Origin of the sequence: Lacisediminihabitans changchengi (genome assembly GCF_016634425.1) — a bacterium.
In the GTDB taxonomy this organism is placed as follows: domain Bacteria; phylum Actinomycetota; class Actinomycetes; order Actinomycetales; family Microbacteriaceae; genus Lacisediminihabitans; species Lacisediminihabitans changchengi.
In genome coordinates this window covers 124817-138372 of sequence record NZ_JAEPES010000001.1, presented here as the reverse complement: position 1 = coordinate 138372, position 13556 = coordinate 124817, and the positions used below count along the sequence as shown (strand labels likewise).

The 13556-nt window shown below is 66.4% G+C and carries 10 protein-coding genes; 8 read left to right on the top strand and 2 right to left on the bottom strand.

All coding sequences use genetic code 11. The features are described from left to right. Positions 1–156: 156 nt before the first annotated feature. Both ybaK and glgX read right to left on the bottom strand, forming a co-directional pair. Positions 157–627: a Cys-tRNA(Pro) deacylase gene (gene ybaK, locus IV501_RS00695; protein ID WP_200554495.1), complete on the bottom strand. Its 471-nt coding sequence runs from the start codon at positions 625–627 to the stop codon at positions 157–159. A gap of 14 nt (positions 628–641) precedes the next feature. Beyond that, on the bottom strand, positions 642–2678 hold the full coding sequence (gene glgX / locus IV501_RS00690; RefSeq protein WP_200554494.1) for a glycogen debranching protein GlgX: 2037 nt from the start codon (positions 2676–2678) through the stop codon (positions 642–644). A gap of 68 nt (positions 2679–2746) precedes the next feature. Here glgX and IV501_RS00685 point away from each other — a divergent pair, with 68 nt between their 5' ends. The 8 genes from IV501_RS00685 to gatA all read left to right on the top strand — a co-directional run bounded on the left by IV501_RS00685 (position 2747) and on the right by gatA (position 13548). Beyond that, on the top strand, positions 2747–3958 hold the full coding sequence (locus tag IV501_RS00685; RefSeq protein ID WP_200554493.1) for a cysteine desulfurase family protein: 1212 nt from the start codon (positions 2747–2749) through the stop codon (positions 3956–3958). Further along, positions 3951–4478 carry a hypothetical protein gene (locus IV501_RS00680; protein WP_200554492.1) on the top strand — a complete coding sequence of 176 codons (528 nt, stop codon included), beginning with the start codon at positions 3951–3953 and terminating at the stop codon, positions 4476–4478. The genes IV501_RS00685 and IV501_RS00680 overlap by 8 nt, the downstream gene beginning before the upstream one ends. A 53-nt stretch (positions 4479–4531) precedes the next feature. Beyond that, the gene (mnmA, locus tag IV501_RS00675; protein WP_200554491.1) at positions 4532–5644 is read left to right on the top strand and encodes a tRNA 2-thiouridine(34) synthase MnmA; all 1113 of its coding nucleotides are present in this window, start codon (positions 4532–4534) and stop codon (positions 5642–5644) included. Positions 5645–5698: 54 nt separating this feature from the next. Continuing rightward, positions 5699–8014: an NAD-dependent DNA ligase LigA gene (ligA, locus tag IV501_RS00670; protein ID WP_200554490.1), complete on the top strand. Its 2316-nt coding sequence runs from the start codon at positions 5699–5701 to the stop codon at positions 8012–8014. Between the two features lie 283 nt (positions 8015–8297). Continuing rightward, on the top strand, positions 8298–9788 hold the full coding sequence (locus IV501_RS00665) for an alpha/beta hydrolase (RefSeq protein ID WP_200554489.1): 1491 nt from the start codon (positions 8298–8300) through the stop codon (positions 9786–9788). Positions 9789–9825: 37 nt separating this feature from the next. After that, positions 9826–11610: an alkaline phosphatase family protein gene (locus IV501_RS00660; RefSeq protein ID WP_200554488.1), complete on the top strand. Its 1785-nt coding sequence runs from the start codon at positions 9826–9828 to the stop codon at positions 11608–11610. 121 nt (positions 11611–11731) lie between these two features. Beyond that, positions 11732–12031 (top strand): Asp-tRNA(Asn)/Glu-tRNA(Gln) amidotransferase subunit GatC, encoded by a 300-nt coding sequence (gene gatC / locus IV501_RS00655; RefSeq protein ID WP_200554487.1) that lies wholly within the window; start codon positions 11732–11734, stop codon positions 12029–12031. Continuing rightward, positions 12031–13548 carry an Asp-tRNA(Asn)/Glu-tRNA(Gln) amidotransferase subunit GatA gene (gene gatA, locus IV501_RS00650; protein ID WP_200554486.1) on the top strand — a complete coding sequence of 506 codons (1518 nt, stop codon included), beginning with the start codon at positions 12031–12033 and terminating at the stop codon, positions 13546–13548. Before gatC ends, gatA begins: the two co-directional genes overlap by 1 nt. The last annotated feature ends 8 nt before the right edge of the window (positions 13549–13556 follow it).

Genomic DNA, 13556 nt, shown 5'->3' with positions numbered 1-13556 from the left:
GCGACAAGCGATCGTCGCCCGCGAACGACGCTAAGCACCCCGATTCTCTCCACGTTTGCCCGAATATGCAGGTTTCGTGGCCCAAGAACCTGCATATTCGGGCAAACGTGCGGGGCGCGGGGCGCGGGGCGCGGGGCACGGGTGGCGGAGGCCGGGTCAGCGAGCGATCGCCGCCGCGGTGCCGTTCGTCGCCCGCAGCAGGCCGGCCGGGGCGAGCTCGACGTCGAAACCGCGACGTCCGCCGGAGACGAAGATCGTGTCGAAGAGTTCTGCGGTCTCGTCGAGCACCGTCGTCAGTCGCGACTTCTGGCCGATCGGGCTGATTCCTCCGACCACGTAGCCGGTCTTACGCTCGGCGACACGGGGATCGGCCATCTCGAGTTTCTTCACGCCCGCCGCCGCGGCGAGAGCTTTGAGGTCGAGCTTGCCGGTGACCGGCACGATCCCGACGATCAGCGTGCCGTCGGCATCCGCCAGAAGGGTCTTGAACACGCTCTCCGGCTCGACCCCCAGCACCTCAGCAGCCTCGAGCCCGTACGACGTCACGGCCGCGTCGTGCGTGTACTCGTGCTCGATGAAACGGATGCCGAGCGCCGTGAGCGCGACGGTCGCCGGAGTGCCTGCCATGGTCTGCAGCTCGCTCAGATCGCCCGGAACAGCTGCATGGAGGTCGGCGCCAGCACCAGCTCGGTGGTCGGCGCGTAGGTCTCGCTCGTCGCGTTGTCGTCGGCGCTGTTCCAGAGCAACTCGTACCCGGTGACGCCCTCGTGCTCGGGAAGACAGACCGTCTCGGAGCGTTCCAGGCCGTGCACGATGAGCAAGATGCGGTTGAAGTCTTCGAACTCGGGGGTCGATGCAGCCAGGTATTGCAGCGTGCGCTCGGAAGGCGAATCCCAGTCGTCGACCGACATCGACAGACCCTCCTTGTTGAACCAGTCCATCTGTGAGGCGGAGGGAACGGTCTCGCCGTTCACGGCGAACCGCACCGGCCGTAGCGCCGGGTTTTCGCGTCGTAACCGCAGCAGCTTCTTCGACACCCGAAACAGGTCGTCCTGCCAATCCCAGTGCTCCCACGGCAGCCAGGTCAGCTCGCTGTCGTGGCAATACGCGTTGTTGTTGCCGCGCTGGCTGCGGCCGAACTCGTCGCCGGCGGTGATCATCGGCACTCCCGCCGACAGCAGCAGCGTGCCAAGCAGATTGCGCACGGCCTTGTCCCGGGAGCCCAGGATCGCCGGGTCGTGGGTCGGGCCTTCGACGCCGTAGTTGAACGAGTAGTTGCTGTCGGTGCCGTCCCGGTTGTTCTCACCGTTGCCGAGGTTGTGTTTCTGGTTGTAGGCGGTGAGGTCGGCGAGGGTGAAGCCGTCGTGCGCGGTGACGAAGTTGACGGATGCCAGCGGCCCCCGTTCTTGCGAGAACACCCCAGCCGAACCCGCCAGCTTGCCGGCCAGCGGGCCGATGCCGATCGGAGGGACGCCGTGTACCCGGGCGGCACCGATGTCGGTGAGCCAGAACTCGCGGGCCTGGTCGCGAAAGCCGTCGTTCCACTCTGACCAGCCGTCGGGGAAGTTGCCGACCTGCCAGCCGCCCATCCCCACGTCCCACGGCTCGGCGATCATCTTGACGTTCTTCAGCGCGGGGTCGGAGACGATCGCCTCGAGCAGCGGATGGTGCGGATCGAACTCGATTCCGGCATCCCGACCCAGCGTGGCGGCCAGGTCGAACCGGAATCCGTCGATCTGCACTTCGTTTGCCCAGTAGCGCAGCGAATCGAGCACGAGGCGCTGGGCGGCCGGTGTGGCGAAATTGACGGTGTTGCCGCATCCGGTCACGTCGATGTAGTCACCGAGCGAGTTCTGGCGGTAATAGTTGGCGTTGTCGATGCCGCGCAGCGACGTGGTGGGGCCGGTGCGGCCTTCTTCGGCGGTGTGGTTGTAGACCACGTCCATGTAGACCTCGAGACCGGCCTCGTGCAGCAGTTTGACCATGCCCTTGAACTCGCGAAGCACGGCGCCCGTGCCGCCGGTCTGCGCGGCGCGCGACGCGTAGGCGGCGTGCGGGGTGAAGAAGTTGAGCGTGTTGTAGCCCCAGTAGTTGCTGAGGTTCTGCTTGAGCAGGCGCTGCTCGCTGACGAACTGCTGCACGGGAAGCAGCTGAATGGCGGTAACGCCGAGATCTTTCAGATACTCGATCGCTGTCTCATGGGCGAGGCCGGCGTACGTGCCGCGCAACTCTTCGGGAACGGCCGGGTTGAGCTTCGACATGCCCTTGGCGTGCGCCTCGTAGATCACCGTGTGATCGAGCGGCGTCTGCGGCTTGGTCGACCCGGCCCAATCGAAGGCGTCGTTCTGCACATACGACCGCCAACCGGTCGAGGTTCGCGCGAGCCCCCGTGCCCATGGATCGATGAGGTGCAGCGTCGGGTCGAACTGGTTCATCGGCCCGGTCGGGCCCGACGCCCGCACCGAGTATCGCGTGCCAGCCGCCAGGTTCGGGGTGGTCACCTCCCACACTCCGTGGCTATCGCGCACGAGAGGGATCGATTCGGTGGCCCAGTTGAGGTCTTTCTCACTGAACAGGCAGAGCTCGAGCGCCGAGGCGCTCTCACTCCAGACGCGAAGGCGACCACCATTCGGGGTCAGCTGCACGCCGAGATCGCGGAGCGGGTCGGTCTCAGGCATGCGATCTAGAGTAAGGCGTCAGAGTTTCAGGAAGCGCCAGTCGTGGCGCTCTCGCTACAGGAGTCGCCGTGCCCGTCTACCTCGATCATGCGGCGACCACGCCGATGCTGCCCGAGGCGATCGAGGCGTACACGGGTGCCCTCGGCATCGTCGGCAATCCCTCCTCGATCCACAGCCAGGGGCAGAACGCGAAACGGATGCTCGAGGAAGCGCGCGAGCAGGTCGCGTCGTCGCTCGGCTGTGATCCGATCGAGATCGTGTTCACCTCGGGGGGAACCGAGTCGATCAACCTCGCCGTGAAGGGCCTGTACTGGGCCCGCAATACCGTTGGTCGAGTAGCGACCGACGAAGGAGGCCGCACATCGAGACCCGCGCCACGCCCGCGCATCCTCGTGCCGCTCGGTGAGCACCACGCCACCATCGACACGGTCGAGTGGCTCGAGCGCTACGAGGGAGCGATCATCGAGTGGCTGCCTCTCGACTCCGTCGGCCGTCTCTCCCTGGAGGCGCTCGCCGTGGCCCTCGACGAGTACGACGACGTCGCCCTCATCACCCTGCTCTGGGCCAACAACGAGGTCGGCACGATCCAGCCGATCGCCGAGGTCGTCGAACTGGCCACCCGGTACGGCGTTCCGGTGCACGCCGACGCGGTCTCCGTCTACAAGCATCTCCCGATCGACTTCCGCGATTCCGGCCTCGCAGCGCTGAGCGTGTCGGCCCACAAGATCGGCGGACCGCTCGGCATCGGGGCGCTCGTGCTCTCACGCAGTGCGACCGTGGTGCCGCTGATTCACGGCGGCGGGCAGCAACGCGACGTGCGGTCGGGTACTCAGGATGCGCCGGCGGCCATCTCTTTCGGGGTCGCGGCGCAGCATCCGTCTGCCTCGCTCACGCGGTTGCGCGACCGGGTCATCGCAGGGGTGCGGGCCGCGGTGCCAGAGGCCGTACTCCACGGCGATCCGAGTGATCGCGTCGACAACAACGCACACTTCACTTTTCCGGGCTGCGAGGGCGATTCCCTCCTCTTCCTTCTGGATGTCGCGGGCGTGTCGGTCTCGACCGGATCGGCCTGCCGGGCTGGCATCCCCGAGCCCTCTCACGTGCTGCTCGCGATGGGGCTCGGCGATGTCGAGGCCAGGGGAGCGCTGCGCATCACTGTGGGGCACAGCACCACCGAGGCGGATGTCGATGCCTTCCTCGCCGCGCTGCCCGAGGCCTACGCGCGGGCCAGCCGCGCGGGTCTCGCCGATCGCGACGTGACGGCGGATCTTCGTGCTTAGGGCCATACCGATCGTGCTCGCCGCTGCCGTACTCCTCACCGGCTGCACGTCGTCGACTCCCGCGCCGAGTCCGTCGCCGACGCAGACGGCGGTGCCCGATCCGGCGTTGAAGTCGAAGTTCCCGGCGAAGTACGACGCCGACAGCGCGAAGACCGAGACCCTCCGGTTGGCCGGCGCTCTGGACGCGCTGTTGCCCGGCGACATCGTCGCCAACATCGATTCAAAAGACCAGCTCGTTCCCGCAACCGACTCGGCGAAGGCGATCTACGGGGTGATCCAGCTGGTGACCCTGAAATCGACCGTCGATCCCACGGTGATCACCAAGGCGCTCGTCGACCGACTTCACGCATCCGGCTGGAACGTGCTGCAGACCACGGATGTCGAGGAGGTCTATAAGGTGACCCTGTCGAGCGGGTCTATTGCGGCCAGCTCCTGGTTGCTGCAGCTCAGCGCAGACCCACGCGTCGACAATGCGCCCGCGATCTCCGTGCAGCTGGCCAGCCCCGACCTGCCCACGTAGGTCGACCCTCAGAACCTCGCGTTTAGACTGGAACCCATGGGAGGCAGCGTTCGATGAGAGTACTAGCGGCGATGAGTGGCGGGGTCGACTCTGCCGTGGCCGCGGCGCGCGCCGTCGAGGCCGGCCACGATGTGGTCGGCGTGCACCTTGCGCTCAGCCGCATGCCGGGCACGCTCCGCACTGGCAGCCGCGGATGCTGCACCATCGAGGACTCGATGGATGCGCAGCGGGCGGCCAACATCATCGGCATCCCGTATTACGTCTGGGACTTCTCGGAGCGATTCAAGCTCGACGTGGTCGACGACTTCATCGCCGAATACTCGGCGGGTCGCACGCCGAACCCCTGCATGCGCTGCAATGAGCGCATCAAGTTCGCCGCTCTGCTCGAAAAGGCGATCGACCTGGGCTTCGACGCCGTCGCCACCGGTCACTACGCCAGCATCAGCACCGACGATCATGGCAACCGCGAGCTGCATCGTGCGGCCGCCTGGGCCAAGGACCAGTCCTATGTGCTCGGCGTGCTCACCGCGGACCAGCTCGCCCACAGCATGTTCCCGCTGGGAGCGACCCCCTCGAAGGCGGAGGTTCGGGCCGAGGCCGCGGCCCGCGGCTTCAGCGTCGCAAATAAGCCGGACTCGCACGACATCTGCTTCATCCCCGACGGTGACACCCGCGGCTGGCTTGCCGAGCGAGTCGGCGCCGAGCAGGGTCGCATCCTCGAACGCGACGGCTCGGTCGTCGGCAGCCACGAGGGCGCTCACGCCTTCACCGTCGGTCAGCGCAAGGGACTGAACCTCGGTGTGCCGTCGCCCGACGGCCGTCCCCGCTTCGTGCTCGAGGTCAAGCCGGCGACCAACGAGGTAGTGGTCGGGCCAAAAGAAGCCCTCGACATCGCCGAGATCTCCGGCTCGAAGTTCAGCTGGGCGGGGCTCGCACCGGATGACGCGACCGTCCCCTTCGACTGCGAGGTGCAGATTCGCGCCCACGCCGACCCGGTGCCCGCCATCGCGGTGCTGCGTGACGGCGTGCTCGTCGCGACCCCGACTACCCCGCTGAACGGTGTCGCGCCCGGCCAGACTGCCGTGATCTACGTGGGCACCCGGGTGCTGGGTCAGTTCACGATCGACCGTACGGTGTCTGCCGTGCCGATGCCCGCATCCTCCTGATCCGGGTCGCGCACGCCGCTGCCGACGGTCAGAGGTGCTCTCTACACTTGCACTGTGGCTGACGCAGAAGACCTCACCCTCGAGCAGGCCCGCGACGACGCCTCTGGCCTGACCTCGCGCATCCTCGAACTCCGCGACGCGTATTACGAGCGCGACGAGGTGCTCGTCGCCGATGAGGAATACGACCGGATGTTGCGGCGCCTCGAAGAGCTCGAGCGCCTGTTTCCCGAGCTCCAGTCCCACGACTCGCCCACGCAGACCGTGGGTGGCAGGGCCGAGACGACGCTGTTCGCCCCGGTGCGGCACGCGGAACGCATGCTCAGCCTCGACAATGTGTTCTCCATCGAGGAGTTCGCAGACTGGGCGGCGAAGGTGGAGCGCAACTCCGGTCGCCGCGTCGACTACCTGTGCGAGCTGAAGATCGACGGTCTCGCCATCAACCTGCGCTACGAGAACGGCCAGCTGGTGAGCGCTGCCACTCGCGGAGATGGTGTGGTCGGCGAAGACGTCACCGAGAACATCGCCTTCGTGCCGAGCATCCCGACCCGGCTGGCTGGCTCTGGTCACCCGCCGCTGGTCGAGGTGCGCGGCGAGGTGTTCTTCGAGACGGAGATCTTCGAGCAGCTGAACGCGGATCAGGTCGCCGCGGGGGAGCGGGTTTTCGCCAACGCCCGGAACGCGGCATCCGGTTCGCTGCGGCAGGTCGCCGAGAGCAAGAGTCCCGTGCAGCTCGAGCGCATGCACAAGCGGCTCGGTCGGCTGAGCATGCTGGTGCACGGAATCGGCGCCTGGCAGAATCCGCCGGTGAGCGCGCAGTCGGAGGTCTACGGCCTGCTGAAACAGTGGGGGCTGCCGACCAGTACCCACTTCCGCGTGGTGTCGACCGCGAAGGAGGCCGCCGAGTTCATCGAGTACTTCGGCGCGCACCGCGGCGGAGTTCCCGAACAGCCCGTCGAGCACGAGATCGACGGCATCGTCGTCAAGGTCGACGAGCTGGCCCTGCACGAAGAGCTCGGCGCGACCAGTCGCGCGCCCCGCTGGGCCATTGCCTACAAGTACCCGCCCGAGCAGGTCAATACCAAGCTCCTCGACATTGTCGTCAGCGTCGGTCGCACGGGTCGAGTCACCCCGTTCGCCGTGATGGAGAAGGTGCGCGTCGCCGGAAGTGAGGTGCGCCAGGCCACCCTGCACAACCAGGAGGTAGTGAAGGCAAAGGGCGTGCTCATCGGCGACACGGTCGTGCTGCGCAAGGCCGGAGACGTCATTCCCGAGGTGCTCGGCCCGGTCGTCGAACTCCGCGACGGTACCGAGCGCGCGTTCGTGATGCCGACCGAGTGCCCGTCGTGTGGCACCCCTCTCGCTCCGGCTAAAGAGGGAGACATCGATCTGCGCTGCCCCAATTCCCGTTCCTGCCCGGCGCAGGTGCGCGGGCGCGTCGAGCACGTCGGCAGCCGCGGCGCCCTCGATATCGAGGGGCTCGGCGAGGTCGGTGCTGCCGCCCTCACGCAGCCCAACTTTCCCGAAACGCCGCCCCTGGTCAACGAAGCCGGCCTGTTCTCGCTCACCGTCGAGCGGCTGTTGCCGATCGAGGTTGTGGTGCGCGACGTGGAGACGGGGCTTGAGAAGCTCGAAGACGACGGCACGCTGAAGCTCCGCACTCCGTTTCGCAAGGTTGTGTCGGAGTACCCGCCCGAGGCTTCCGGCCTGAACGCGTCCGAGCGTCGCAAGGCGGGGTTCACGCGCGCGCCGGTGGTCTATCCGTCTGAGCTTGCGAACAAGCTGCTCAGGGAGATCGAACTCGCCAAGTCGAAAGAGCTGTGGCGCATCCTGGTCTCGCTGAGCATCCGGCATGTCGGACCTGTCGCGGCCCGCGCGCTGGCCGACTACTTCGGTTCGCTTGACGCGATCCGTTCGGCAAGTAGGGATGAGCTCGCCGCGGTCGACGGGGTGGGTGGCATCATCGCCGATGCCCTGATCGACTGGTTCGCCATCGACTGGCATGACGAGATCGTGCGCGGCTGGGCGGATGCCGGGGTGCAGTTCACCACGCCCGGTCACCCGGGGCCAGGGGCGGCCGCCGCGCTGGACGGACCGCTGACCGGACTCACCGTCGTCGCCACCGGCAGCCTCGAGGGCTTCACCCGTGAGGGCGCGCTGGAAGCAATCATGGCCGCGGGCGGCAAAGCCGCGTCGAGCGTGTCGAAGAAGACCGACTTCGTCGCGGCTGGGCCCGGCGCCGGGTCGAAGCTCGGCAAGGCAGAAGAGCTCGGTGTGCGCATCATCGACGCCGGGCAGTTTGCTCGCCTACTCGAATTTGGGCCAGCGGGACTGGACGATTCGACTGACGAAGTCGGCGCTTCGAACGACTAACGGTGACTCTCTGCTCTCCGGCGCAGAAATCCCTGGGTGCAGCCTTCGCAACACCTGATCGATGGCTGACCATTTATTGCGGCCAGATTGTGGCCGGATCGGAAATTGCCGATCGGGGTACCGAATTCATAGAAAATCATGAAAAACGCCCGATATATCGCCTTTTTTGCTGCTCTAGGGTCTGGCCGGGGTACACAATCCGCCCCTACTATTGGGGGGTGCGTGCAACTCGCGTTACATCGGCTGAAGTTTTCGAGCCGACGTTCACGATTGGAACCGTTCCGTGCTGGTCGATTCGGCAGCTCTGACTACCTCTGGTGCCCTGGGCGGCGTGGCAGAGGCGTTTGTCGTTCACGAAATAGGTTCGTCATCGATCGTCACCCTCAGCTTTACCGACCCCGCTCAGCGGAAATCCGAAACCGCGACCGATTCTCTGTTTCTCGGGCCAACGGTGTCGGCGAGCAGCATCACCGGTATTCCGGCATCTCCCACGGACTCAGGCCCATCCTCTACTCGGCCATCGTCCAAGGAATCATCGTCCACTGGGGCGGAAGCCACCTTTCCGCGCTCAGGAGCCGTCGACCTGTCGCTCCTACCGAAGCTCGGCGGCAGCGCGCTACTGACCCAGCTCGGAATGCTCCCCACCGACGATCTCGCGGCTTTTGTGAAGTCCAACCCGGCCGCCATTCATCGTCTCGTTGTCAACCCGCCGCGCGCGGCGAGCGTCTCACGCTGGTGGACGGGACTCTCGAGCTCCGAGCAGCTGAAGTTCGCGGCATCCGCCCCGGAGCTCGCCGGCAACCTCGAGGGCCTGCCGTTCTCGGTGCGCGATTCGGCCAACCGGGTCGCGCTGCGATCCGAGATCACCGCCGCGAAGAAGTCGGTGAACGTCGGTGCCGGGCGGGGCTCACTCGTATCGTCGAAGCATCACCTCGAGATCTTGAAGCAGATCCAGCGCACGCTCCACACCACGAAGAGCGAGCCGAATCGGCAGTTGATGACGTTCGACCCGAGCGGAGATGGCCGTGCCGCCGTCGTCGTCGGCGACATCACGAAGGCCGATTATGTGAGCTACCTCGTTCCTGGCATGTTCTTCACCGTGCAGGGGCAGATGTACGACTGGACGGTCATCGCCCAAGACCTGCAGCAGCAGCAGACCTCGTGGCTGAAGCGGCTCGCGACGACCGACGCGTCGTATCAGGGCAAGACCGCCGCCACCGTCGCCTGGATCGGATACTCCACCCCGGGTGTGCTCGACATCACCTCTCTCACGCGCGCAGATGCCGGCGCCGGCTTCCTCGGCAACGCGGTGCAGGGGGTCAAGGCGGCTCGTCACGGAGCCGAGCCGTACGTCACGGTGATCGGTCACTCGTACGGGTCCACCACCGCGATGGTCGAGCTTGCGAAGGGCGGCATCTCGGTCAATGCACTCGCCCTGATCGGCTCTCCTGGCGCCGCGGCGCAGAGCGCGAGCCAGCTTTCGGTGGCCAATGACAACGTCTATGTCGGCGAGGCAGAGCTCGACCCGATCGTGAACACCGCGTTCTACGGCAGCGACCCGGGGGCGGCATCTTTCGGGGCACACAAGATGGATGTCTCCGGCACCACCGATGCGATCACCCACAAGAAACTCTCCGCCGCGGTGGGCCACCTGGGCTACTTCGATCCCGGATCGGAGGCCATGCGCAACCTCGCGCTCATCGGCCTGGGCAAGGGCTCGCTGGTGACCGACGGTTCACAGGCAGACGCCACGCGCACGCTCGCCTCGCGATAGGGCTTGCGTGCTCTAGGGCCGGTGGCACTATGGGGGCATGGCCCGCCGCAACCGTGACACGCCCGCCGACCGCCCGCGCATGGGCGACACGCCGGCGGACCCGTCGCGGCGGGCGTTCTTCGCCGGTGCCGGAATCGCGGCGACCGGACTCATCGCCGGTGGTGTCGGCGGAGCGAGCCTGCAGGCGGCGATCTCCCAGCCCGAGACCGAGCACGGCTTCACCCCGCTTCCCGCACGTTCAGGACCGGGCTTCGACCACGTCGTCGTGCTCATGTACGAGAATCGCTCCTTCGACAACATCCTCGGCTGGCTGTATGAGGGGCAGGAGCCGCCGCTTGGTCAGCGCTTCGAGGGGCTGAAGGCGGGCGAGCATAGCAATACCGCGTTCGATGGCACGGTGGTGGAGGCGCACCCGTATCAGGGCTCAACCGACCACATCATGAGCTCGCCCGACCCCGATCCCGGCGAGACGTACCCGCACGTCAACACGCAACTGTTCGGCACGATCGATCCGCCGTCGAACGCCGATATCTTCCGCAACGGCCTGCGACCGCCGTTCAACGCGCCCCGCGACACCTCGCATCCGACGATGTCGGGTTTCGTGAACGACTACGAGATCAACTTCACCATGGAGAGCGAGGGCAAGGTCGCGACGACGGAGCAGTACCGGGTGGCCATGGGCGGTTTCACTCCCGACATGCTGCCGGTGATCTCGACCCTGGCGCAGAACTTCGGTGTCTACGACCACTGGTTCGCCGGCGTGCCATCGCAGACCTTCTGCAATCGCTCGTTCTTCAACGCCGGTACGTCACACGGGTACGTCACCAACATGGGTGGAGGCGGCTACAACAAGTGGCTCGACGCCTTCGACGGCTCCACGATCTTCAATCGACTCGAGACGGCGGGCAAGACCTGGCGGGTCTACTACGACGCCGACCAGCTGGTCTCGCTCACCGGCATGCTGCATGCGGCGCACATCGAGAAGTATTGGAAGACGAACTTCCGCAGCATGGAGCAGTTTCACGAGGATGCGCGGGACGGCAATCTGCCGGCCTATGCCTTCGTCGAGCCGCGCATGGTGTTCAACCACAACGACATGCATCCACCGCACCATTTCGCCGACACCGAGCGCGAAGAGGACCAGCTCTTCGAGAGCGCTCTGTCTGACGCTCGCGCGGCCGAAGTCTTGATCGCTCAGGTCTACACGTCGATCAAGAACGGAGCATCGCAGACCGGCTCGAACGCGATGAACACCGCCTTCATCATGACCTTCGACGAACACGGCGGGACATACGATCACGTGCCGCCGCCGCCGGCGGTACCGCCCTCGGGAAAGCCAGAGTCGGGCGAGATGGGGTTCAGCTTCGACCGCCTTGGTTGCCGTGTGCCGACGATCGTCGTCTCGGCCTATACCCGCAAGGGCACGGTGATCAACGACGAGATGCATCACGGCTCGATCATCCATACCCTCTGTCAATTGCACGGACTGGAGCCGCTCAGCCATCGCGACGACCAGGCGCGCGGCATCTTCAACGCGGTCAACCTGGCAAAACCGCGCCAGCCCGCTCTGTGGCCGGAGGTCTACCCCGCCTACGTTCCGTCAAACCCGGAGTCGAAGGCGCCCGCCCTGGCAGCCAACGCTCCCGGCCGCCTGCTCACCGCACCGGGCATCGGACTGGTCGGCATGCTGCTGGCCAAGTACGACCCGGCCGCGGAGGTGCCGATCAACTATGCCGATGCCTACGCCGTACTGGTGAAACACGGCAAGGGACTATTCGGGGTGCGCGACGAGCCCAAGGGCGGCGGCGACGGTCAACGCTGAGGCGATGGCCCGCCTGTCGCGAACGGAACCTCTGCGCCCAACGAGAACCGCCCGGCCCGAATAGACCCCCGGGTCCCGAATAGACTGGGACCATTCCCACGACAGCCACGCTCGGAGCACCATGTCTGAAATAACGACCGACGTCGTCGCGCATCTCGCGAACCTCGCTCGCATCGGCCTCACCCCTGACGAGATCGAGAAGCTCACCGGCGAACTCGCCGTGATCATCGACTCCATTGCCAAGGTGAGCGAGGTGGCGACCCCGGATGTCCCGGCCACGAGTCACCCGATCCCGCTCAGCAACGTCTACCGTCCCGATGTCGTCGGCGACACCCTTTCGCTTGAAGAAGCACTGAGTGGTGCCCCGGAGCACGACGGCAGTCGCTTCAAGGTCTCCGCGATCCTGGGGGAGGAGCAGTAATGCCCGATCTGAACTCGGACCTCACCCGTCTTTCCGCCGCCGACCTCAGCGAGCTGCTGCAGAAGCGCGAAGTCTCCAGCGTCGAGGTGACGCAGGCGCACCTCGATCGCATCGCCGCCGTCGACGGCGATGTTCACGCCTTCCTCCACGTCTCGAAGGATGCCATCGACACCGCCGAGGGCGTCGACGTGCTGCGCCGCACCGGCAGCGAGCTCGGCGAACTGGCCGGCGTGCCGATTGCCATCAAAGACGTGCTCTGCACCCTGGACATGCCGTCGACCGCTGGGTCACGCATCCTCGAGGGCTGGATCCCGCCATACGACGCCACGGTCGTCGCCCGCCTGCGCGCCGCCAACCTCATCCCGCTCGGCAAGACCAACATGGACGAGTTCGCCATGGGGTCGTCAACCGAGCACTCCGCTTTCGGCCCGACCCACAACCCGTGGGATCTCGACCGGATTCCAGGCGGTTCTGGTGGTGGTTCTGCGGCAGCGGTGGCAGCGTTTGAAGCGCCGCTCGCACTTGGCAGTGACACCGGAGGAAGCATCCGTCAGCCTGCCGCGGTCACCGGCTCGGTCGGCGTCAAGCCCACATACGGCGGCGTCTCCCGCTACGGCGCCATCGCCCTGGCGAGCTCGCTCGATCAGGTCGGACCTGTCACCCGCACCGTGCTCGACGCGGCCCTGTTGCACGACGTGATCGGCGGGCACGACCCGCGCGACTCCACGTCGCTGAAAGAGGCCTGGCCGAGCTTCGCCGCCGCTGCCCGCCGCGGCAAGACGACCCGCAGCCTCGAGAACGTGCGTGTCGGCGTGGTCAAGGAGCTCGACGCCCCCGGGTTCCAGGCCGGCGTCAGCCAGCGCTTCCACGAGACCCTCGACCTGCTCTCGGCCAACGGTGCGGAGATCGTCGAGGTCTCCGCGCCCAACTTCGAGTACGCGGTCGCCGCGTACTACCTGATCCTCCCGGCCGAGGCCTCCAGCAACCTGGCCAAGTTCGATTCCGTGCGCTTCGGGCTGCGGGTCAACCCGGTCGGTGGCGGAACGGTCGAGGATGTCATGGCCGCGACCCGCGAGGCTGGCTTCGGTCCCGAGGTGAAGCGCCGCATCATCCTCGGCACGTATGCGCTGAGCGCGGGCTACTACGACGCGTACTACGGCAGCGCGCAGAAGGTGCGCACGCTGATCCAGCGCGACTTCGATGCTGCGTTCGCGCAGGCCGACATCCTGATCAGCCCGGCAGCGCCGACCACGGCGTTCAAGCTCGGCGAGAAGATCAACGACCCGCTGGCCATGTACCTCAACGACGTCACGACGATACCCGCGAACCTCGCGGGCATCCCGGGCATGGGGCTTCCGATGGGGCTCGCCCCCGAAGACGGCCTCCCCACCGGGCTTCAGATCATGGCGCCGGCGCGAGCGGATGCTCGGCTCTACGAGCACGGAGCCGCCATCGAGGCGATCCTCGAAGACGCGTGGGGTCACACCCTCATCTCGCAGGTGCCCTCGCTGGCATAGCTTCGGCG

Bases quoted from the DNA above. Each gene is read 5' to 3' on its own strand.
- ybaK (WP_200554495.1), bottom strand. From the start codon at position 627: ATGGCAGGCACTCCGGCGACCGTCGCGCTCACGGCGCTCGGCATCCGT.
- glgX (WP_200554494.1), bottom strand. From the start codon at position 2,678: ATGCCTGAGACCGACCCGCTCCGCGATCTCGGCGTGCAGCTGACCCCG.
- mnmA (WP_200554491.1), top strand. From the start codon at position 4,532: ATGAGAGTACTAGCGGCGATGAGTGGCGGGGTCGACTCTGCCGTGGCC.
- IV501_RS00660 (WP_200554488.1), top strand. From the start codon at position 9,826: ATGGCCCGCCGCAACCGTGACACGCCCGCCGACCGCCCGCGCATGGGC.
- gatC (WP_200554487.1), top strand. From the start codon at position 11,732: ATGTCTGAAATAACGACCGACGTCGTCGCGCATCTCGCGAACCTCGCT.
- gatA (WP_200554486.1), top strand. From the start codon at position 12,031: ATGCCCGATCTGAACTCGGACCTCACCCGTCTTTCCGCCGCCGACCTC.